This window comes from Limnochorda pilosa, assembly GCF_001544015.1.
GTDB lineage: Bacteria > Bacillota > Limnochordia > Limnochordales > Limnochordaceae > Limnochorda > Limnochorda pilosa.
On the sequence record NZ_AP014924.1, the window covers coordinates 1,186,386 to 1,206,463 of the forward strand.

At 70.5% G+C, this 20,078-nt stretch carries 20 protein-coding genes; 15 read left to right on the top strand and 5 right to left on the bottom strand.

Annotated elements, in window-relative coordinates; all coding sequences use genetic code 11:
• Window positions 1-28 precede the first annotated feature (28 nt).
• From LIP_RS05220 to LIP_RS05260, 10 genes are all read left to right on the top strand, one after another.
• Window positions 29-547 carry a (2Fe-2S)-binding protein gene (locus tag LIP_RS05220; protein WP_068135239.1) on the top strand — a complete coding sequence of 173 codons (519 nt, stop codon included), beginning with the start codon at window positions 29-31 and terminating at the stop codon, window positions 545-547.
• Between the two features lie 3 nt (window positions 548-550).
• A complete protein-coding gene (locus LIP_RS05225) occupies window positions 551-2,893 on the top strand; it encodes a xanthine dehydrogenase family protein molybdopterin-binding subunit (RefSeq protein ID WP_068135241.1) in 2,343 nt (780 codons plus the stop codon).
• A 3-nt stretch (window positions 2,894-2,896) separates the two neighbouring features.
• Complete coding sequence (locus LIP_RS05230; RefSeq protein ID WP_068135244.1) at window positions 2,897-3,769, top strand: FAD binding domain-containing protein; 873 nt, start codon at window positions 2,897-2,899, stop codon at window positions 3,767-3,769.
• A 125-nt stretch (window positions 3,770-3,894) separates the two neighbouring features.
• Window positions 3,895-3,966, top strand: coding sequence for a pyrroloquinoline quinone precursor peptide PqqA (gene pqqA / locus LIP_RS20435; RefSeq protein ID WP_144440605.1), 72 nt, complete (start codon window positions 3,895-3,897; stop codon window positions 3,964-3,966).
• A 91-nt stretch (window positions 3,967-4,057) separates the two neighbouring features.
• The gene (pqqB, locus tag LIP_RS05235; protein ID WP_068135248.1) at window positions 4,058-4,960 is read left to right on the top strand and encodes a pyrroloquinoline quinone biosynthesis protein PqqB; all 903 of its coding nucleotides are present in this window, start codon (window positions 4,058-4,060) and stop codon (window positions 4,958-4,960) included.
• 22 nt (window positions 4,961-4,982) lie between these two features.
• Entirely contained in the window at window positions 4,983-5,675 is a 693-nt protein-coding gene (gene pqqC / locus LIP_RS05240) for a pyrroloquinoline-quinone synthase PqqC (protein WP_068135250.1), read from the top strand.
• Between the two features lie 14 nt (window positions 5,676-5,689).
• Window positions 5,690-5,956, top strand: coding sequence for a pyrroloquinoline quinone biosynthesis peptide chaperone PqqD (pqqD, locus tag LIP_RS05245; RefSeq protein WP_068135253.1), 267 nt, complete (start codon window positions 5,690-5,692; stop codon window positions 5,954-5,956).
• Window positions 5,953-7,095, top strand: coding sequence for a pyrroloquinoline quinone biosynthesis protein PqqE (gene pqqE / locus LIP_RS05250; RefSeq protein WP_068135255.1), 1,143 nt, complete (start codon window positions 5,953-5,955; stop codon window positions 7,093-7,095). The genes pqqD and pqqE overlap by 4 nt, the downstream gene beginning before the upstream one ends.
• Before the next feature lie 86 nt (window positions 7,096-7,181).
• Window positions 7,182-8,078 (top strand): AAA family ATPase, encoded by an 897-nt coding sequence (locus tag LIP_RS05255; RefSeq protein WP_068135258.1) that lies wholly within the window; start codon window positions 7,182-7,184, stop codon window positions 8,076-8,078.
• 8 nt (window positions 8,079-8,086) lie between these two features.
• On the top strand, window positions 8,087-9,337 hold the full coding sequence (locus LIP_RS05260; RefSeq protein WP_231699391.1) for a vWA domain-containing protein: 1,251 nt from the start codon (window positions 8,087-8,089) through the stop codon (window positions 9,335-9,337).
• Here the strand turns inward: LIP_RS05260 and LIP_RS05265 are convergent.
• Window positions 9,279-9,653, bottom strand: a complete 375-nt coding sequence (locus tag LIP_RS05265; protein WP_068135265.1) for an XdhC family protein — start codon at window positions 9,651-9,653, stop codon at window positions 9,279-9,281. The genes LIP_RS05260 and LIP_RS05265 overlap by 59 nt on opposite strands.
• Window positions 9,654-9,834: 181 nt before the next feature.
• Here LIP_RS05265 and LIP_RS05270 point away from each other — a divergent pair, with 181 nt between their 5' ends.
• The 4 genes from LIP_RS05270 to LIP_RS05285 are packed head-to-tail and all read left to right on the top strand — an operon-like array spanning window position 9,835 to window position 13,431.
• The gene (locus tag LIP_RS05270; protein ID WP_068135269.1) at window positions 9,835-10,641 is read left to right on the top strand and encodes an XdhC family protein; all 807 of its coding nucleotides are present in this window, start codon (window positions 9,835-9,837) and stop codon (window positions 10,639-10,641) included.
• Window positions 10,642-10,678: 37 nt separating this feature from the next.
• Complete coding sequence (gene mobB, locus LIP_RS17645) at window positions 10,679-11,878, top strand: molybdopterin-guanine dinucleotide biosynthesis protein B (protein ID WP_082725899.1); 1,200 nt, start codon at window positions 10,679-10,681, stop codon at window positions 11,876-11,878.
• Window positions 11,879-11,891: 13 nt separating this feature from the next.
• On the top strand, window positions 11,892-12,905 hold the full coding sequence (gene moaA, locus LIP_RS05280; RefSeq protein ID WP_068135271.1) for a GTP 3',8-cyclase MoaA: 1,014 nt from the start codon (window positions 11,892-11,894) through the stop codon (window positions 12,903-12,905).
• A 37-nt stretch (window positions 12,906-12,942) separates the two neighbouring features.
• Window positions 12,943-13,431 carry a molybdenum cofactor biosynthesis protein MoaE gene (locus tag LIP_RS05285; RefSeq protein ID WP_068135274.1) on the top strand — a complete coding sequence of 163 codons (489 nt, stop codon included), beginning with the start codon at window positions 12,943-12,945 and terminating at the stop codon, window positions 13,429-13,431.
• Here LIP_RS05285 and LIP_RS18870 read toward each other — a convergent pair.
• The gene (locus tag LIP_RS18870; RefSeq protein ID WP_158509565.1) at window positions 13,350-15,059 is read right to left on the bottom strand and encodes a methyl-accepting chemotaxis protein; all 1,710 of its coding nucleotides are present in this window, start codon (window positions 15,057-15,059) and stop codon (window positions 13,350-13,352) included. The genes LIP_RS05285 and LIP_RS18870 overlap by 82 nt on opposite strands.
• A gap of 203 nt (window positions 15,060-15,262) precedes the next feature.
• Here LIP_RS18870 and LIP_RS05295 point away from each other — a divergent pair, with 203 nt between their 5' ends.
• Complete coding sequence (locus LIP_RS05295; RefSeq protein WP_068135280.1) at window positions 15,263-16,297, top strand: LacI family DNA-binding transcriptional regulator; 1,035 nt, start codon at window positions 15,263-15,265, stop codon at window positions 16,295-16,297.
• Between the two features lie 4 nt (window positions 16,298-16,301).
• Here LIP_RS05295 and malG read toward each other — a convergent pair whose 3' ends face one another.
• The 3 genes from malG to LIP_RS05310 form a co-directional block, all read right to left on the bottom strand.
• Complete coding sequence (malG, locus tag LIP_RS05300) at window positions 16,302-17,159, bottom strand: maltose ABC transporter permease MalG (RefSeq protein ID WP_068135285.1); 858 nt, start codon at window positions 17,157-17,159, stop codon at window positions 16,302-16,304.
• Entirely contained in the window at window positions 17,152-18,747 is a 1,596-nt protein-coding gene (malF, locus tag LIP_RS05305) for a maltose ABC transporter permease MalF (protein ID WP_068135288.1), read from the bottom strand. The genes malG and malF overlap by 8 nt, the downstream gene beginning before the upstream one ends.
• A gap of 70 nt (window positions 18,748-18,817) precedes the next feature.
• Window positions 18,818-20,023 carry a sugar ABC transporter substrate-binding protein gene (locus LIP_RS05310; RefSeq protein WP_068135291.1) on the bottom strand — a complete coding sequence of 402 codons (1,206 nt, stop codon included), beginning with the start codon at window positions 20,021-20,023 and terminating at the stop codon, window positions 18,818-18,820.
• Between the last annotated feature and the right edge of the window lie 55 nt (window positions 20,024-20,078).

The following is a 20,078-nucleotide window of genomic DNA, read 5'->3' on the forward strand; positions in this document are numbered from 1 at the left end:
CGACCGTCATACGACCCAAGGGAGGTGCATGAACGTGGAGGTACCCATCACCGTCACCGTCAACGGCGTGGAGTACAGCCGCCACGTGGAGCCCCGTCAGCTCCTGGTCCATTTCCTCCGGGAGACCCTGGGGCTGACCGGTACCCACGTGGGATGCGACACGAGCCAGTGCGGGGCCTGTACCGTCCTGCTGGACGGAGAGGCGGTCAAGTCCTGCACGGTCCTCGCGGCGCAGGCCGACGGCAGCCAGGTCACCACCGTGGAAGGGCTCGAACAGGACGGCATGCTCCATCCCATCCAGGAAGGGTTCTGGGAGAAGCACGGGCTTCAGTGCGGTTTCTGCACGCCCGGCATGCTCATGGTCACCCAGGCCCTCCTCAACCGGAACCCCGACCCCAGCGACGAGGAGATCCGGGAGGCCCTGGAAGGCAACCTGTGCCGCTGCACGGGGTACCAGAACATCGTCCGGGCCGTGCGGCGCGCGGCCGAGTCCATGCAGGAGCGGCACGCCCAGGTGGCGGCCGCCCGTGGAGAGGAGGGTGCCTGAGCCATGCCGACCGTCTTCGGCACCGCCATCAAGCGTCGTGAGGACCCGCGCCTCATCACCGGCCGGGCGACCTACACCGACGACATCCGCCTGCCCGGCCTGGTCCACGCGGCCATCCTGCGCTCGCCCCACGCGCACGCCCGCATCCGCTCCATCGACGTGGAGAAGGCCCGGCGCGCGCCGGGCGTGGTGGCCGCCTACACGGGCCGGGACCTGCAGGGCCGGATCGGAACGGTGCCCACCGCCTGGCTGCTCCCCGACTCGGACCTGAAGACGCCCCCGCACCCCGTGCTGGCCGTGGACCGGGTGCGGTACGTGGGGGACGGCGTGGCCCTGGTGGTGGCCGACAGCCCCGCCCGGGCCCGGGACGCGCTGGAACTCATCGGGGTCGAGTACGAGCCCCTTCCGGTGGTGGTGAACCAGGAGGAGGCGATGCAGCCGGGCAAGCCCCAGCTCCACGGCGAGGCGCCCAAGAACGTGGCCTTCCACTGGAAGGCGGGCAACGGCGCGTCCGAGGCTTTCCAGCAGGCGGAGGTCGTCGTCCGGCACCGCTTCGTCAACAACCGGCTGATCCCCAACGCCATGGAGCCCCGCTCGGCCGTGGCCCGCTACAATCCCTCCTCGGGCGAGATGACCCTCTGGATGACCTCCCAGAACCCCCACATCCACCGGTACCTCCTGTCGGGGATTCTAGGCATCCCGGAGCACAAGCTGCGGGTGGTGGCGCCCGAGGTGGGAGGCGGCTTCGGCAGCAAGATCGCCTGCTATCCCGACGAGGCGCTGGTCGCCTTCGCGGCCCGGGAGCTGGGCGTGCCCGTCAAGTGGACCGAGGACCGGCGGGAGAGCTTCATTGCCACCACCCACGGGCGGGACCACATCCAGGACGTGGAGCTGGCCGGAAGGAAGGACGGTACCATCACCGGCCTCCGGGCGACCGTCCACGCGAGCATGGGCGCCTACGTTTCCACTGCGGCGCCCGGTGTGCCCACCATCCTCTTCGGGCTCATGCTCCAGGGCGCGTACCGGATCCCGCAGATCGAGGTGGACGTCTACGGGGTCTTCACCAACACCACCCCCACCGACGCCTACCGGGGGGCCGGCCGGCCCGAGGCCACCTTCATCGTGGAGCGGCTGGTGGACCTCTTCGCCCGACAGATCGGCATGGACCCGGCGGAGGTCCGGCGCAGGAACTTCATTCCCGCGAACGCCTTCCCCTATGACACGCCCACGGGGCTCACCTACGACTCGGGCGACTACGCCACCGCCCTGGACAAGCTCCTGGAGGCCCTCGACTACCCCGCCCTGCGCCGGCGCCAGGAGGAGCTCCGTCGCCAGGGGCGCTACCTGGGCGTGGGCTTCTCTACCTACGTGGAGATCTGCGGGCTGGGACCGTCCCAGGTCGCGGGGGCGGTCGGCTTCCAGGGCGGTCTTTGGGACAGCGCTACCCTACGGGTCCTGCCCACGGGGAAGGTCCTGGTCTACACCGGCACGTCGCCCCACGGCCAGGGCGAGGAGACCACCTTCGCCCAGATCGTGGCGGAGGCCCTCGGCATCCCGGTGGAGGACGTGGAGGTCCGCCACGGCGACACGGGCGAGGTCTACATGGGCTGGGGCACCTACGGAAGCCGGACCACGCCCGTGGGCGGCAGCGCGGTCGCCCGGGCGGCGGAACGGGTGGTGGAGAAGGCCCGGGTGTTTGCCGCCCACATGCTGGAGGTCGCACAGGACGACCTGACCTTCGAAGAGGGCCGCTTCCAGGTGAAGGGCGCACCCGGCCGCTCCGTGAGCTTCCAGGACGTGGCCCTGCAGGCCCACCTGGCCTGGAACCTGCCCGAGGGCGTGGAGCCGTCGCTGGAGGCCAGCGCGTTCTACGATCCCCCCAACTTCTGCTACCCCTTCGGCGCGCACGCGTGCGTGGTGGAGGTGGACCGCGACACGGGCGAGGTGCGGCTCGAGCGCTACGTGGCCGTGGACGATTGCGGACGCATCATCAACCCCCTCATCGTGGAGGGGCAGGTGCACGGCGGCGTGGTGCAGGGGATCGGCCAGGCCCTCTGGGAGGGCGCCGTCTACGACGAGAACGGGCAGCTCCTCACGGGCTCCCTCATGGACTACGCCCTCCCCAAAGCCCGGTTCTTTCCCGAGATCGAGACCCACCACACCGAGACGCCCGCGCCCCACAACCCGCTGGGCGTCAAGGGCGTGGGGGAGACGGGCACCATCGCCTCCACGCCCGCGGTGGTGAACGCGGTGGTGGACGCGCTCGCACCCTTCGGCGTGAAGCACCTGGAGACGCCTCTGACCCCCGAGAAGGTCTGGAAGGCCATGCAGGATGGGAGGAGGTAGACCATGTTCCCGGCAGCCTTTGAGTACCAGCGGGCGGCCACCTTGCCCGAGGCGCTGCGGATGCTGGCCGCGTCGGGTGGGGAGGCCAAGGTGCTGGCCGGAGGGCACAGCATCCTGCCCATGATGAAGCTGCGCCTCGCCACGCCGCAGAACCTGGTGGACATCGGGCGGGTGCCTGAGCTGAAGGGCATCCGCCTCGAAGGGAACCGGCTGGTGGTGGGCGCCCTCACGACCCACCGCGAGCTCGAGACGTCGGAGATGGTGGCCCGCCACTGCCCGGTACTGGCCAGGGCGGCCTCGGAGGTGGGCGACGTCCAGGTGCGGAACCGGGGGACCCTGGGCGGCAACCTGGCCCACGCGGACCCGGCTTCAGACCTCCCGGCCGTGGCCCAGGCGATGGAGGCCGTGCTGAAGCTCGCGAGCCCCCGGGGGATCCGGGAAGTGGCCATCGGCGACTTCATCCTGGGGCCGCTGGTCACCGACCTGCAGGGCGACGAGATCATCCAGGAGATCTCCTTCGCGACCGTCTCGGGGCGGAGCGGCAGCGCGTACGCCAAGTTCGCGCACCCGGCGTCGGGGTACGCGGTGGTGGCTGTGGCCGCCGTCGTGACCCTGGGTGCCGATGGAAGCTGCCAGGCCGCCCGGGTGGGCGTGACGGGTGCCTCCTCCACGGCCTACCGCGCTACCGGGGTGGAACAGGCCCTGGTGGGGCGCCGGCCCGATGCGCCGGTGCTCGAGCAGGCCGCCGCGCACGCGGCCGAAGGGGCCGACCTCATGGCCGACCTCTTCGCCTCCGAGGCGTACCGCGGGCACCTGTGCCGCGTGATGACCCACCGGGCCCTGAAGGAGGCCGTGGGTGAGGCCATGGGACGCTGAGGCGCGGTGAGGGACCGGGCCCCAGGGCCCTGGGTGGCCCTGGGGCGACGGCCCGTCCAGGGCGCCCGAGGGGCAGACGGCACTCCAAGTGGGTCCAGATCTCATGAAGGAAGGAGGCGAACGCCATGTGGGTCAAGCCCGACTACGAGATCGTAGAGACGGGTGCCGAGGCCACAGCGTACATGGGGCGCGGCTAAGCGGTGCCTCGCCTTCAAGCTGCCGGGGTCACGGGAACAGCCTGCGTGCCTCGTTGAGGTAGGCGGACGCGGACTCCCAGGAGGTGGCGCCGTGCGCGCAAGGCTCCTCGGAACAGGAGCAGGGGGCGGCTTCCCGCAGTGGAACTGCGCTTGTCGCGGGTGCGAGCGTGCGCGGGCCCGGCACGCGGGAACCCGGGTACGGACCCAATCCTCGCTGGCACTGAACGCGAACGGAACGGAGTGGTACTTGGTGGATGCCACGCCCGACGTGCGCGTTCAGGTCGAGGCCTTCCCCCTGCTCCGTCCGGGCCCCGGGCTCCGGCAGACGCCGATCCGAGGCATCCTCCTCACCGACGCAGAGCTGGATCACACCGTGGGTCTCCTGGTCCTCCGGGAAGGAGCGGAACTGACGGTCCACTCCACCGCTACGGTGCGAGAGGCGTTGAGCGGTCCTTTCCCCGTACGAGAGATGCTGAGACCCTATGCCACCCTGGAGTGGATCGAGGTCCGCCCAGGTGCGAGCTTCGTCTTGGATGGGGGGCGCATCCGAGCGGTCGCCTTTCGCACCGGCTCCAAGGCCCCCAGGTACGTGGGGTCGGCCGTGCGGGGCGACGGCTGGAGCGTCGGCTACCGGTTCGAGGACACGTCGACGGGAGGCGCCCTGGCGTACGTGCCGGGCCTGGAGGCGTGGACCCCAGAGGTGGAGGAGCACCTGGCTGGAACGGGAGCGGTCTTCCTGGACGGAACGTTCTGGTCGGACGACGAGCTCGTCGCCCTTCACGCCTCGGAGTCGACCGCACGGGAGATGGGTCACCTGCCCATGACGGGCCCCGGGGGAACGGCCCGCCGGCTTGCCGAGCTCGCGGTACCGCTCAAGGCCTACGTTCACGTGAACAACACCAATCCGGTCCTCCGGGAGGATGGACCGGAGTACCGGTTCCTGGCCTCTTTGGGTATCGGGGTGGGGTGGGACGGCCTGGAGGTGGAGCTCTGAAGGGTGTCGAGGAGGTGGGCGCGTGGAGGCGCCGTGGTCCCGAGAGGAGTTCGTTGACCGCCTCAGGGCGGTGGGTGAGGCGAAGTATCACGACAAGCACCCCTTCCACGTCCGCATGCACCGGGGGGAACTGAGCCCGCCGGAAGTGAGGGGATGGATCGCCAACCGGTTCTACTACCAGAAGATGATCCCGGTGAAGGATGCGCTCATCCTGTCCAAGCTCCCGAACCGCGAGGACCGGCGTCGTTGGATCCAGCGCATCCTGGATCACGATGGCCGGGGCGATGACGAGGGAGGCATCGAGGCGTGGCTGCGGCTGGGCGAGGCCGCAGGGATTCCGCGGGCGGCTCTCCTGGACGAACGGCACGTCGTGCCCGGCGTGCGCTTCGCGGTGGATGCGTACGTCCACTTCTGCCGCCTCGAGCCGTGGTGGGTGGCCGTCGCCTCCTCCCTCACGGAGCTCTTTGCGCCGGACCTGGTGGCACGCCGGATCAGGGTTTTCGAAGAGCACTACCCGTGGGTGCGGCCCGAGGGCCTTGCGTACTTTCGCCAGCGCCTGCATCAGGCGCCTCGCGACGCTGAGCACGGCCTGGAGCTGGTCGTGCGGGCGGCGCCCACCCGAGCGGACCAGGAGCGGACGGTGGCGGCGTTGAGCTTCAAGTGCGACGTCCTCTGGGCGCTCCTGGACGCAGTGGAACGCGCCGGTCCTGCCTGAGAGGGGATGGAACCGTGGGCTGGACGCGCTCCTCCACGCCCCGCCTGGCGCGGGGGGTTCGGCTTCGCTGGGATCCGGGACGCGGCCGTCACCTCCTGCTCCTACCGGAGAGGGTCGTGGTCCTCAACGAGACGGCGGGTGCCATTCTCGAGCTCTGCGACGGAGAGCGGCCGGTGTCGGACGTCGTGCGGGAGATGGAAGCTCGCTACGGGGCTCGGGGGATCGAGTCGGACGTCCTGGAGTTCCTCGAGCGCATGAACGAGGAAGGGTGGATCACATGAAGGAGGTTGCGGTGAGCGAGAGGGTGACGAGGGGCGTGCAAGAGTCCGAGGTCCCCTCCCCCTTCTCCTTGCTCGCCGAGCTGACCCACCGTTGCCCCCTGCACTGCCCCTATTGCTCGAATCCGCTGCGTTTAGCAAGGCGTGAGGAGGAGCTGGAGACCGGGACCTGGCTGCGGGTGCTGGACGAGGCGAGGGACCTGGGCGTGGTCCAGGTGCACTTCTCGGGAGGCGAGCCCCTGCTGCGGCGGGACCTGGAGGCGTTGACGGCGCGTGCCCGGGAGAACGGAGCCTACGTCAACCTCATCACCAGCGGCGTCGGATTGGATCGGACGCGGGTGCGACGCCTGCGAGAAGCAGGGTTGGACGCAATCCAGGTGAGCGTCCAGGCTGCGCGCCCCGAGCTCTCGGATCGCATCGTCGGAAGGAAGGCCTGGGAGGAGAAGCGCCAGGCGGCGCTGGCCGTGAAGGCGGAAGGGCTTCCCCTCACGCTCAACGTGGTCCTCCATCGCTTCAACCTGGACGACCTGGAGCCGATCATCCTCATGGCGGAGGCCTGGGGAGCCGACCGGTTGGAGCTCGCCAACACCCAGTACTACGGCTGGGCCTTCCTGAACCGGGAGCGGTTGCTTCCTTCGGTCGAGCAGGTGGCTCGCGCCGAGGAGGTCTACCGGCGCCACGCCGAGCGGCTGCACGGCCAGATGGAGCTGGTCTGGGTGGTGCCGGACTACCATGCCGACCATCCCAAGCCGTGCATGGGCGGATGGGGGCGCATCGGGCTGACGGTGAGCCCGGAAGGAGATCTCCTTCCATGCCCGACCGCGGGTGTCATCGCCGATCTCTCCTTTCCCAGTGTTCGCACGTGGACCCTGGCGCGGGCGTGGCGTTCCTCGGAGGCGTTCAACCGGTTTCGCGGCTTCCAGTGGATGCCAGAGCCGTGCCGCAGTTGTGACCGGCGCTTCGTCGACTTTGGGGGCTGCCGCTGCCAGGCGTACCTCCTCACCGGCGACGCTGCCCGCACCGATCCCGTCTGCCGGTGGTCCTCCGATCACTTCATCGTCGAGAACACGGTCATGGAGGCCCGTGAGCTCACACACGCCGGGGTACCGGGCACAATGCGTGGCGTGCTGAGAATCTGGTAGATTAACCACATCTCAAGAACAAAAGCGGGTAGGTTTTCACGTGAAGAGCGCCGCAGGTGCCATGAAACCGCACGGAAAGGACGGTGATGCCGACGGAGAACCCCTTCGGGAGCATTGAAGCGCTGGAGGCCGCGGTGGAACAGGCCGGATACGTTCCTGACCGGGCCCTGTCGACCGTGCTCTACCTGGCCCTGGCCCTGGAGCACCCCCTCTTCCTGGAAGGCGAGCCGGGGGTGGGGAAGACCGAGGTGGCCAAGGTGCTCGCTCAGGCCACGGGGCGCCCCCTGGAGCGTCTCCAGTGCTACGAGGGGCTGGACGTGGCCCACGCGCTCTACGAGTGGGATTATCCCAGGCAGCTCCTGGAGATCCGCCTGGCCGAGGCATCGGGTCCGGTGGATCGACCGGCCGTCAACCGGCAGGTCTTCAGCCCGGCCTTCCTCATTCGGAGACCCCTCCTGCGGGCCATCGACCCCGAGGGTCCGGCCCCCGTGCTCCTCATCGACGAGATCGACCGGAGCGACGAAGAGTTCGAGGCGTTCCTGCTGGAGCTGCTCTCGGACTTCCAGGTGACCATCCCCGAGCTGGGCACGCTGCGGGCCCGGGAGCGACCCGTGGTGGTCATCACCTCCAACCGCACCCGGGAGATCCACGACGCGCTGAAGCGGCGGTGCCTCTACCACTGGATCGACTACCCCGACGCCGAGCGGGAGCGCCAGATCCTCCTCCGTAAGGTCCCAGGCGTGACCGAAGGGCTGGCCCGGCAAGCGGTGGCCTTCGTCCAGCGGTTGCGCCAGATGGATCTCTACAAGCTTCCCGGCGTGGCCGAGACCATCAACTGGGCGGCAGCCCTGCAGGCCCTGGGGCAGCGGGAACTGGACCCGGGCACGGTGGAGGCCAGCCTGGGGGTCCTCCTCAAGTACCGCGACGATCTCCAGGGCCTGGATCGGGAGCAGGTCCGCCAGATCCTGGCGGAGGTGGGGTAGGCGTGAGCATGGACCTTCCGGCGCTCGTGACGCGACCCGAGGTGATCCTGGCCAACCTGCTGGTGCTGGAGCGGCTACTGCGCCTGGGCGGCCTGGGCGTGGGTCCCGAGCGCATGGCCCTGGCCCTGAAGGCCCTCGAGGTCGTGGGGGTGCACGATCGGGAACGGGTGCAGGGAGCGCTCCGGTGCGTGGCGGCGTCCGGGCGGGAGGAGGCCCGGCGCTTCGACCAGGTCTTCCAGGTCTTCCTGGGGCTGCTGGCGGGTCGCCGGGAGGACGCGGAGCTGGCCGCCCGGACGCTGGGCGCGTCGGCGGCGGCCCAGCGGGAGCGCTGGCGCCGGGCGCCGTCCCGCAACGGCGCCCCGCCGTCGCCGGGCGAAACGGCCCGACCCACCCCGGCCAGGGTTCCCTGGCAGGTGTGGGAGGGGCATGGAGGTGATGAGGTCCCCGAAGGGCGGCCCGCGGGAGGGTACAGCCCGGCGGAGCGGCTCGCCCAGAAGGACTTCGCCCGGTACGACGCGGCCGATCGGGGGCTCGCCCTGCAGCGGCTGGAGACGCTGGCCTGGCAGGGCGTGCGACGTTCCCACCGGTGGCGCCGGTCGACCCGCGGCCACGGCGTCGACCTGCGCCGGGCCTTGCGGGAGACCGCGACCCGGGGCGAGGTGTGGGCGCTGCCCCGGCGCCGGCGGCGGGAAAGGCTGCGACCGGGTGTGGTGCTCCTGGACGTGAGCGGCTCCATGGAGCCCTATGCGTGGCCCCTGCTGGCGCTGGCCCACCACCTGGTGGCCCGCCGGCAGCCGGTGGAGGTCTTCCTCTTCGGCACGCGCCTGACGCGGGTCACCCGCCTCCTGCGCCGGCGGCCGGTGGAGGAGGCGCTCCGGCGGGCGGTGAGCGAGGTACCCGACTGGTCTGGCGGGACCCGCATCGGCGAGAACCTGGGCCGGTTCAACCGGGCGTGGGCCCGCCGGGTGGCGACCCGGGGGGCGGTGGTGATGGTGGTCTCCGACGGCCTGGACCGCGGCGACCCCCGGGCCGTCGCCCGCGAGATGGCCCACTTGCAGCGGACCGCCCACCGTCTGATCTGGCTGAACCCTCTCCTGGGTGGCGAGGGCTACCAGCCCCTGGCGGCGGGGATGCAGGCGGCGCTGCCCTTCGTGGACGACTTCCTGCCCATGGCGCGGCTGGCCGACGTGGAAGGTCTCCTCAGGCGCCTGCAGGCGGTGGGGAGCCGGCGGCCGGTGCGGCGGCAACAGGCTCGATGAGGATCTGAACGACGCCGTTGCAGCCCATCCCCAGGCCCCAGAGGCCGTCTTCGTCGTGGGTGAGGTCGTAGGTGACCAGCCTCGGTCGGCCTTCGGCCACCACCTGGCGGGCGATCTCGGCCACGTCGCCCTCCAGGCAGCCGCCGCTGAGGGTGCCGCAGGTGGTGCCGTCAGGGCGGATCAGAAGACGGGCGCCCTCGTGGCGGTAGCCGGAGCCCTCGATGCCTACCACGGTGGCCATGGCCACCGGTTGGCCCGCCTCCTGGGCCCGAAGGGCCTCGCGCAGCACGTCGAGGGTCTCAAGCGGGTGACTCATGCCGCCACCTCCGTGGCCTCCCAGGTGCCGGGGCCTCGGGAGCGGGCCGGGTACCCGGGAGGAAAAGGATGCTTGCCGTCAGAATACTCGATGCACCCTTCTCCGGCAAGACCCTGGTCCGCAAGGAGCGCCCGCCGCTGCAGGTCCGGGATGGGCTGGAGTGGGAAGGGAGGGCCGTGCTGTGGATCCTGGGATGGCAAGGGCGATGGTGGCCGAGCTGGAGGCGGGCCGGTCGCTCTGGCTCGCAACGGTGGTGCAGAGCAGTCACCCGCAGGTCCCTCTGGGCGCCCGCCTGCTGGTGACGGGCGACCTTCGTGCCACCGGATCGCTGGGGGCACCGGCCCTGGACCAGGACGTCCTGACGCGTTTGCGGGCGGGCCGCCCCCAGAGCCACCTGCGGCTGCACTGGCCTGAATCCGGCCGCTCGCCCTCGGCGGAGGTGCTGGTGGAGTGGGTCCGGGCGGTGCCCTGGCTCCTGGTGCTGGGGGCGGGGGGCGACGCGGAGGCGCTGGCCACTATCGGCGCCGCGGCGGGTTTCCGGGTGGCCGTGGCGGACCACAGGCCTGCCCTCTTACGCCGGGAGCGCTTTCCCAGAGCCGAGGAGCTGGTTTCCTGCGAGCCCGAGGAGCTGCCCGAGCGGCTACTCACCCCGCAGAGCTACGGGGTGGTGTTGACCCACCACTTCCAGCGGGATGTCCGCTGGCTCAAACGCCTCTTTGCCTCGCCGGTGCCCTACGTGGGGGTCTTGGGCCCCAGGAGCCGGGCGGAGCAGCTTCTCGCCCACTTGAGGCGCGAAGGTGACGCGCCGGGGCAGCAGGATCTGGCCCGGCTTTACGCCCCCGTGGGCCTCGATCTGGGCGGTGAGGGGGCCGGCGCTGTCGCCCTCGCGGTGGTCGCGGAGGCCGCGGCCCTCCACCACGGGCGGGAAGCCCGCCACCTGCGGGACCGCCAGGGCGCGCTCCACCCCGAGCGTGCGCAGGGGGCCTGAGGGGGTGGGCGGGGACGCGCCTGGGGAGGGCCGGACCATGGCCGGCCCCGCCTGGGGGGCCGTGGTGCTCGCGGCGGGGCAGGCCCGGCGCTTCGGCACCCTCAAGCAGGTGCTCCCGGTGAGGGGCCGCCCCATGTTCCTGCACGCGGTGGGCGCCGCGCTGGAGGCAGGAGCCGCCCAGGTGTGCGTGGTGACCGGGGCCGGGCGGGAGGCCGTGGAAGCAGCCCTCTCTCCCCTGCGGGCCAGGGGCCTGCCCGTGGAGCCCGTCTTCAACCCCGAGTTTGCCTCAGGGTTGGCCGGCTCGCTCCGGGTGGGCCTCGCGGCCCTGGCGCCCCAGTGCCAGGTGGCGGTGGTCCTCCTGGCCGATCAGCCCGGCGTGGGGGCCGGGCTCGTGGCGGCCCTGGTGAGGGCTGCCCGCTCGACCGCCTCTGGGGCGGCCGCGGTGAGCTACCCTGGGGGAGATGTGGGGGTACCGGCCGCGTTCGGCAGGAAGCTGTGGCCCCGCCTCGAAACGCTTCGCGGAGACGCAGGGGCCCGCTCGATCGTCCGCTCGCTGGAGGGTGTCGTGGCCCTGGAAGCGCCCCCGCCGGCTCTGGCCGACGTGGACACCCCCGAGGCGTACCGGGCGCTGCGGCACGCGGGCGGGGCGTTCGCATCCGTAGGCCAAGCAGAGGCCGGCGCTCAGGTTCGGCCGGGGAGGGAAGGGTCGATGGTGCCCGTCGTCTGTCTGGTGGGGCCTTCGGGTTCCGGGAAGACGACCCTGCTGGTGCGGCTGGTGGAGGATCTGGTGGGCCGGGGCCTCCGGGTGGCCACGGTGAAGCACGCCTCCCACGGATTCCAGATGGACCGGCCCGGGAAGGACAGCCACCGCCACTTCCACGCCGGGGCCGAGGCGGTGCTGATCAGCTCGCCGGAAGGCTACGCCCTGGTGGGGCGGCACCGGGAGGAGGAGCCCCCGCTCGAGGCGCTCCTGCCGCTCCTGCCGCCTGTGGACCTGGTCCTGGTGGAGGGGTTCAAGGGCAGCGCCTTCCCGTCCATCGAGGTCCACCGGCGGGCGTCCGGCAAGCCCCGGATCCGGGATCTGGAGAACCGCATCGCTGTGGCCAGCGACGAGCCCGTGGAGCCCGGGCTCCGCCGCTTCGGCCTGGACGATGTGCAGGAGCTGGCCGAGTTCATCCTGGCCACGACGGGCCTCACGGCGGCGGACCGGTCGCAGGTTCGTCCCGCCCGCTCATGAAAGGGGCGCGATCATGGAGCAAGCCCTCACCGATACCCTCCGGCGGTCGCTCCGGGACCTGCGGATCTCGGTGACCGATCGGTGCAACTTCCGGTGCACGTACTGCATGCCCAAGGCGGTCTTCGGGCGCGACTTCCAGTTCCTGCCGCGGAGCGCGCTCCTCACCTTCGAGGAGATCGCGCGCCTGGTGCGGATCCTCTCGGGGATGGGCGTGCGCAAGGTCCGGCTCACGGGCGGTGAGCCCCTGCTCCGCCACGAGGTGGAGAAGCTGGTGGCGATGCTGGCAGGGATCGAGGGCGTGGAAGACCTCACCCTCACCACCAACGGCTCGCTGCTGGCCCGCAAGGCCCGCACCCTGAAGGAGGCGGGGCTGCACCGGGTCACGGTGAGCCTGGACTCCCTGGATGACGCGATCTTCCGGTCCATGAACGACGTGGACTTCCCCGTGGTGCGGGTGCTGGAGGGCATCGAGGCGGCCGAGGCGGTGGGGCTCGCGCCTGTGAAGGTCAACATGGTGGTGAAGCGCGGGGTGAACGACGGCAGCATCCTGGAGATGGCCCGGTTCTTCCGGGGCACCGGGCACGTGCTGCGCTTCATCGAGTACATGGACGTGGGCACCACCAACGGCTGGCGCATGCAGGACGTGGTGCCGGCCGCGGAGATCCTGGCCATCCTCCGGCGCGAGGCGGACCTGGAACCGGTGGAGCCAGGCTACCGGGGTGAGGTGGCCCGTCGCTACCGCTACCGCGACGGCAGCGGCGAGATCGGCATCATCGCCTCGGTGACCCAGCCCTTCTGCGGCGACTGCACCCGGCTGCGTCTCTCTTCGGAAGGGAAGCTCTACACCTGCCTCTTCTCGAGCCTCGGCCACGACCTGCGGGCGCTCCTGCGCGGGGGGCGGACCGACGAGCAGGTCGCGGCCTTCGTCCGGGGCGTATGGGAAGGCCGCCGCGACCGCTACTCGGAGCTGCGGACCCAGGAGACGGCCCGCCAGCCCAAGGTGGAGATGTCGCACATTGGAGGATAAGGGCCGCGCGAGCCGGCCCGGGAGGAGGAGAGCCCCCTTGGCGTCGGAGCGATCGGTCTCGTTCGAGGAGAAGGTCGGCCTCGTCCGGGAGCCGCTGGTACCCCAGCAGGTGGCGGCGCGGGTGGAGGGCCCCACCACCGTGGGGGGGAGCGTCTGCTTCGTGGGGTGGGTCCGGGAGTGGACCGGGGCCCGTCGCACGCTGGAGCTTGAGTACGAGGCGTACGAGCCCATGGCCCTGCGGGAGATGGCGGCGCTGGTGGAGCTGGCCCAGCGGCGCTGGTCCGGCGTGGACCTGGCCATGGTCCACCGGCTGGGGGTCCTGAAGCCGGGGGAGGCGGCGGTGGTCGTGGCGGCTGCCGCCCCTCACAGGAACGAGGCCTTCGAGGCCTGCCGCTGGGCCATCGAACGCTTGAAGGAACAGGTGCCCATCTGGAAGCGGGAGCGCTACGCCGACGGAACCGAGGAGTGGGTCGGTCTCGAGCGGCGCCTCTCCCGGGGCCGGTCCAGCACCAGCAGCCGCTCCTGAACCATCGCGGCCAGGGCCTCCTGCTCTCGGGCGAGCCGGAGCTGCTCGGAGAGCCCCTGGGCCAGGTCCCGGTTCTCCCCGAGGATCCGCTGGGCGGTGGCATGAAGCTGCTCCATGGCCGCCGCGGTCTCCTGGAGCTGGGCACTCACCTCCTGCACCCCCGCCGCCGCATCGGAGAGCCGGGCGTTCACCTCCTGGCGGAGGGCGTCCTGGTCCGCGGCGAGCTTGGCCACACTCCGGCCATGGCCCTCCACCTCACGAAAACTCTCCTCCAGTGAGACGAAGAGGTCGTCCAGGGTGCCGATGGCTTCGGCGCGCGCCTGGACCTCGGAGGCAACGCCGGCCACCCGGGCGGCAAGCTCGGTGCTTCCGGCCTCCAAGCCGTTTACGATGCGGCCGATGGCCTGGGCGGACTCCCGGCTGGTCTCGGAGAGGGTCTTGATCTCCTGGGCGACCACCGCGAAGCCCCGACCGTGCGCGCCCGCCCGGGCCGCCTCGATGCTCGCGTTGAAGGAGAGCACCCGGGTGCGTTCGGCGATCTCGGAGATGGCCCGCACGATGCCGTGGATCTCCTGCATCTCCTCCCGGAAGCCCCGCAGCCGTCCCTCCAGCTCACTGATCTGCGAGAGGTTGGCCCGGAGGGATTCGATGCCCTCCCGCAGCCGCTCTGCACCGCTCCGCACCTGGGCTGCCGTCGCCTGGATGCGCCGAGAGGCCGCCTCGGTGCCGCGGGTGGTTTCGGCCAAGCGGTCCGTGGCCTGCTGCACCTGCTGCTCCACCTCGGCCAGGTGGCCGCTCATGCGGGTCACCGCCTCGGCCGCCTGCTGGCTCCCCCGGCTGATCTGCTCCGAGGCTCCCGTCGCTTCCTCCATGCCCGAGCGGACACGCTCGGAGACCTCCACCATGGTACGGAGCCAGCTTCCGAGCCGGGAGGCGCTCTCCGCGGACCGGTGCGCATCCGCCTGGATCCCCCGCACGCTTCCCTTGAGCCGCCGCAGGCTGGCCACGCCCAGGAGGCCGTTGAGCAGCAGGAGGAAGGCGCCCAGGGCGATGAGGCCCACCCGGCTCAACTCGGCCAGGCGGCTGGACTCCTCGGCCAGGGAGGCCGCCCCCTGGCGGACCTGCTCGCGCAGGCCGGTCAGGGCCTGGGCAAGCTCGGCCGCCTGAGAGGCTGCCTGGGTGATCAGCTCCTCCTGCCGAACCAGGTCCAGGGTCTCGCTCAGGGCGGTGAAGGTGCGCTGCAACTGCCGGGAGAGCTGGAGGGCCCGGTCCCAGCGTCCCGCGTACGAACCGGCTCGGGGCGCGGCGGCCTCCAGATCGTCCAGCCAGTCCACAGGGTTCTCGGCTGCCGAGAAGTTGGCCAGATACCCGAAGCTGAGGGCGTAGGAACGGAGGGCCTCCCCCCCTTCGGGCAGGCTCAGCAGGTAGGTGGAGCGGGTGCGCTCGAGACGCGCCTCCGCGGCCTGAACCGTTTCCAGGAGCTGCAGCTCCCGGCCGGCCAGCTCGTCGGTGTGCCGCCCGAGGAGGTCGGTGACCGCCACGGATCCCGCCACCACCACGAGCAGGAGCAGGCTGGACCCCACCAGCAGCCACCCCAGCTCCCGGCTCGCCGTCCGTCGCCTGGCCACGGAACCTGCCCCAGCCACACCGTCGCCCCCCGGTGGATCCCGCCCTGGAAAGGCCCCTTCTCTCTCTTCGCTTCGGCCGAAAAGGGCGGAAACTTGATCCTCGCCTGGCGGGCCGGCAGGAAGCGCAGGAAAGATGGGGAAAGGAAGATGGGGTTGTGCAACAAGGGCGCAAACGCGTGCGCTAGGACCCGGAGGGTTGTCCCGTGCCCGTCACCATCAAGGATGTGGCCCGCTCCGCGGGTGTCTCGCCGTCCACGGTCTCCCGCGTGATCTCGGACCACCCCCGCATCAGCCAGGGCACCAAGGAACGGGTCCGGCGGGCCATGAAGGAGCTGGGCTACCACCCCAACGCCATCGCCCGCAGCCTCGTCACCCAGAGCAGCCGCACCCTGGGGCTGGTCATGTCCCGGGCGGCTGAGGCCGCACTGGCCAACCCCTTCTTCCCCGAGGTCATCCGCGGCATCGGCTCCGTGGCCAACCAGGCCCGGTACGCCCTCCTCCTCTCCACGTCCCTCACGCCCCGCCAGGAGCTGGAGGAGTGCCAGGAGATGCTCGAGAGCCACCGAGTGGACGGGCTGGTCCTGCTGGCCTCCAGGGTGGAGGACCGCCTCGTGACCCGGCTGGCCCGGCGGGGATATCCCTTCGTGGTGGTGGGCCGGGTTCCCGAAGACCAGGAGGTCTGGTGGGTGAACAACGACAACGCCGCGGCCGCCCGGGAAGCGGTGGAGCACCTGCTGGGGTTGGGGCACCGGCGGGTGGGCTGCCTCGCGGGCGCTCCCGAGTACCTGGTGACCCAGGACCGGGTGACCGGCTACCGTCAGGCGCTCGAGGCGCATGGGCTTCCTTTCGACCCGGAGTTGGTCCGCTTCACCGACTTCTCCCGGGAGCAGGGCTCCCAGGCCGCCCGTGGGCTCCTGGGTCTCCCGGACCCGCCGACAGCCTTCTTCGCCACCGACGACCTGCTGGCCTGGGGGGCGCTCCAGGTTGCGTCGGACCTGGGGCTGCAGGTGCCCCGCGACCTGTCGGTGGTGGGCTTCAACGACGACCCCATGAGCGGCTACCTGAACCCGCCGCTGACCACGGTCCGGGTCCCCATCTTCGAGCTGGGCCGCGTCGCAGCGCGGCTCCTGCTGGAGCGCCTCCACGACCCCGCAAGCCCCGTCCAGCACGTGCTGGTGCCCACCCACCTGGTGCCACGGGCGTCCACGGCGGCGGCACCCCGGGCGGCCACGGCCTGAGGCGCTACTCCTTCACCGCCCCCGACGTGAGGCCCGACACCAGCTGGCTCTGCACCAGCAGGAAGATGATCACGATGGGGATCGCCCCCAGGATCGCCCCGGCGGCGAAGATGCCCCAGCGGCTGTCGTACTGGTTGAAGATGAAGAGCTGCATCCCCACCGGGAGGGTGAAGCGGTCCGTGCTCTGAAGGAGCACCCGGGCCAGGATGTACTCCGAGTACTGGCCGATGAGGCTGAGCATGAAGACCACGGTGAGGATCGGCCGCACCAGGGGCAGGATGATGTGCACGAAGGCCTGGAGGTGGGAGGCGCCGTCCATCATGGCCGACTCCTCCAGCGAGCGGGGGATCGTGTCGAAGTAGCCCTTCATCAGCCAGGTGTTCACGCCCATCGCCCCGCCCAGGTAGACCATGATCAGGCCCAGGTGGGTGTTGAGGCCCAGCCAGGGGAGGTACCGCCCGATCTCGAGCAGCAGCAGGTAGATGGCCACCATGGCCAGCATCTGGGGGAACATCTGGATCAGGATCAGGGTGAAGAGCCCGCCCCGCCGGCCCTGGAAGCGGAAGCGCGAGAAGGCGTACGCCCCCAGCGCGGTCAGCGCGACCGTGAGAACCGCCGCGATCACGGCCACCTTGACGCTGTTCCACATCCACAGGTGGAAGGGGTGGCGGGGGTCCGAGAAGAGCGCGCGGTAGTGCTCCAGCGACAGCTGCGTCGGGATCAGGGGCTGGCCCACGATGGTGTTGGCGGGGCTGAAGGAGGCCGAGAACACCCACAGGATCGGCCCGAGGGCGAAGGCGATCGCGAGCCACGTGAGCCCGTTGCGCCACAACCGGTCCCAGAACGAGCAGCGGCTATACATTCTCTCCCACCTTCTCGAAGACGCCGGTGAAGCGGAAGTTGACGTAGCTGATCAAGCCGATGAGGACGAAGATCATCATGGCCACGGCCGAGGCCAGGCCGTAGTTGGTGCCGGAACCGCCCTCGAAGGCGAGCCGGTAGGTGTAGGAGATCAGGATGTCCGTGGCCCCCGCCGGCGTCCCCGCACCCGGGATGGGCGGCCGGCCCTGAGTGACCAGGTAGATGACGTTGAAGTTGTTGAAGTTGAAGGCGAAGGAGCTGATGAGGAGCGGTGCCACCGAGATCATCAGCATGGGCAGGGTGATGTGGCGGAGCCTTTGCCAGCCGGTGGCCCCGTCGCAGTAGGCGGCCTCGTAGAGCTCGCCGGGGATGCTCTGCAGTGCCCCGGTCGTGATGAGCATCATGTAGGGGAAGCCGAGCCAGAGGTTGACCAGCACCACCCCCACCTTCGCCCAGAAGGGGTCCGTGAGCCAGGGCACGGCCGCGATCCCCACCGACTCCAGCACCCGGTTGATGAGCCCCACTTCTGTGTTGAGGAGCCCCCGCCACACCAGCGCGGAGATGAAGGCCGGAAAAGCGTAGGGCAGGATCAGGAGCGACCGGTAGAGCTTCCGCATCCGGATGCGCGGGTCGTTGAGCACCAGCGCGAGCCCCAGCCCCATGATGAAGGTGCTGGCCACGCTCGCGAGCGCCCAGACGAAAGTCCAGACGAAGACACGCATGAAGGGCCGCGAGATGCGGGGGTTCGTGACCAGCTGCTGGAAGTTCCTGAGGCCCACCACGCTCCGGTAGCCGGGGCTCAGGCGCTCGCCCTGGTCATTGGTGAAGTAGCCGCCTACCGGACGGTAGACTGTGTCCGTCTGGAGATCCACCAGGCGGTCGGCCTCGGGCTCGTAGCGGTAGCGGTGCTGGAGCTCGGCGAAGGCGGTGAGGCTCGCCAGGCGCAGCTCGGACTCGCCGTACGAGAACGTCCGCTTCTGCAGGTCCCCCAGGTGCCGCATCAGGCTCAGACCCGTCACCGCCTGGTACCCGCCCGCGAGCTCGTCGACGGTGCCGTCCCCGTCCGTGTCCACCAGGGTGGGATCCCCCGGGGGTACGGCCTCGAAGCGGTCGCCCTCCGAGAGGATCGTGTCGCCGTCGGGAAGGGTGATCAGGAAGCGGAGCTCGCCTGCCTCGTTCTGAAAGGCCCGGAAGGGGTACCGGGGCGCGCTGGCGGGCTCGTAGAGGCGGCTCTCGAGCTGATCGATCGCCTGACCCTTGGTGAGCACGTGCCCGGTCCCGTAGTCGGTGAAGGCCACGTAGACCGTGTAGCCAATGGGGTAAACGACCATCATGGTCATGAAGAAGAGGCCGGGCAGGAGGTAGCGCAGGGGGTAGGCTCGCGGGCTCAGGAGCGCCACGTTCAGTCCCCCCGTGCCCAGGAGCAGGAAGCTCAGGAGGAGGTAGCCGCCCGATGCGGCCAGCCAGATGGCCGCCCAGAGCGCGAGGGCGTCCAGGACGGCGACGAACCCGTAGCGCAGGAGCGAGCCCAGCCGTCCCATACGGAAGAGCGCGTGCCCCCGGACCTCCGGGTGCGAGTGGGTTGCCATGCCAGCACCACCTCGAAGAGGCGGGCGGCTAGAGCCGCCCGCCGTCCGTGCAGGTCACCGTGGGTCCAGGCTACTGGCTCATGCTCTCCTCGATGGTGCGCCGGATCTGGGCCACCGCGTCGTCCATGGCCTGCTGGGGCTCCAATTCTTGGTTGGCCACCAACTGCAATGCATCCCCCCAGGCGGTCCATACCGCGTCCATCTGGCGGATCGCTGGCATAGGGATACCGTCGGCAGCCGCCCGGGCCACCGTCGCCACGTCCGGGTCCTTCCTGGCCTCCTCCAGCGCGGGCAGGTAGGCCGGGGGCCGCGGGTCCTGCTCGAAGAGGGCCAGCATGGTCTCCTTGGTGGCCACGTACTCGTTCAGGAAGGCTTGGGCCAGCAGCTTGTTCTTGCTGAAGCTGCTGATCGCGAAGCCCTGGACGCCCACGAAGGGCCGGGCGGGGTGACCGGCGACGGGCGGGATGGGTACGAAGCCGTAGTTGATGCCCGCCTTGCGCACGTTACCCAGCTCCCACGGGCCCGTCTGCATCATGGCCAGCTTCCCAGTGGTGAAGAGCCCAGTCATGGTCGAGTAGTCCAGGACGGGCATGGCCCCTTCCTCGATCAGCCGGTCGAAGAGGGCGACGCCCTGGACGGCGCCGGCGTTGTTCAGACCGATGTCCAGCGGGTTGAGGCCGCCGTTGTCGCTGGGGCGGAAGACGTAGCCGCCCAGCGCGGACATGAGCGGGAAGGTGTGGTAGGGGTCAGGGATGGGCAGGGCGAAGCCGTAGCTGCCCTTGGCCCGGTCCGTCGCCTTCTTGGCCAGGCTCTCCAGGTCTGCGAAGCTGGTGGGCGCGTGGTCCACCAGGTCCTTGTTGTAGTACAGCCCGATGGCCTCGGTGGCGTAGGGAAGACCGTAGAGGACTCCGTCGTAGGTCCACGCCTCGAGGGCGGTGGGGACGAACTCCTTCGCCTTGGCACCCAGGTCCATGGGCTCCAGGAGGCCGTTTGCCACAAGCTTACCCAGCCCATCGTGGGCCGTGACGAGGATGTCCGGTCCCTCACCTGCAGGGGCCGCTACGGCCAGGTTGTTCGCAATGTCGGTGAAGGGCAACTCCTGGATCCGCACGGGCACGCCGAACTCGGCCTCGAAGTCCTCCGAGATGCCGGCCAGGACCTTCGAACGGATTTCATCCGCCCAGATGAGGAGGGTACCCTCCTCGGAGGCCAGCACCTGGCCGGTGCCCGCCACGACCAGGGCTAGCAGCACCAGTGCAACCGCCAGACGCTTCATCGCCCCATCACTCCTTCGTTCCCGCGCGCGAGCAGGCTGAGCGCCCGATCCGTCG

What these genes read in the sequence shown, in the direction of transcription:
- pqqE (WP_068135255.1), top strand. Translation starts at nt 5,953, where the DNA reads ATGAAGGAGGTTGCGGTGAGCGAGAGGGTGACGAGGGGCGTGCAAGAG.
- LIP_RS05255 (WP_068135258.1), top strand. Translation starts at nt 7,182, where the DNA reads ATGCCGACGGAGAACCCCTTCGGGAGCATTGAAGCGCTGGAGGCCGCG.
- mobB (WP_082725899.1), top strand. Translation starts at nt 10,679, where the DNA reads ATGGCCGGCCCCGCCTGGGGGGCCGTGGTGCTCGCGGCGGGGCAGGCC.
- LIP_RS05260 (WP_231699391.1), top strand. Translation starts at nt 8,087, where the DNA reads ATGGACCTTCCGGCGCTCGTGACGCGACCCGAGGTGATCCTGGCCAAC.
- LIP_RS05225 (WP_068135241.1), top strand. Translation starts at nt 551, where the DNA reads ATGCCGACCGTCTTCGGCACCGCCATCAAGCGTCGTGAGGACCCGCGC.
- LIP_RS05265 (WP_068135265.1), bottom strand. Translation starts at nt 9,653, where the DNA reads ATGAGTCACCCGCTTGAGACCCTCGACGTGCTGCGCGAGGCCCTTCGG.
- LIP_RS05310 (WP_068135291.1), bottom strand. Translation starts at nt 20,023, where the DNA reads ATGAAGCGTCTGGCGGTTGCACTGGTGCTGCTAGCCCTGGTCGTGGCG.
- LIP_RS05230 (WP_068135244.1), top strand. Translation starts at nt 2,897, where the DNA reads ATGTTCCCGGCAGCCTTTGAGTACCAGCGGGCGGCCACCTTGCCCGAG.
- malG (WP_068135285.1), bottom strand. Translation starts at nt 17,159, where the DNA reads ATGTATAGCCGCTGCTCGTTCTGGGACCGGTTGTGGCGCAACGGGCTC.
- moaA (WP_068135271.1), top strand. Translation starts at nt 11,892, where the DNA reads ATGGAGCAAGCCCTCACCGATACCCTCCGGCGGTCGCTCCGGGACCTG.
- LIP_RS05220 (WP_068135239.1), top strand. Translation starts at nt 29, where the DNA reads ATGAACGTGGAGGTACCCATCACCGTCACCGTCAACGGCGTGGAGTAC.
- malF (WP_068135288.1), bottom strand. Translation starts at nt 18,747, where the DNA reads ATGGCAACCCACTCGCACCCGGAGGTCCGGGGGCACGCGCTCTTCCGT.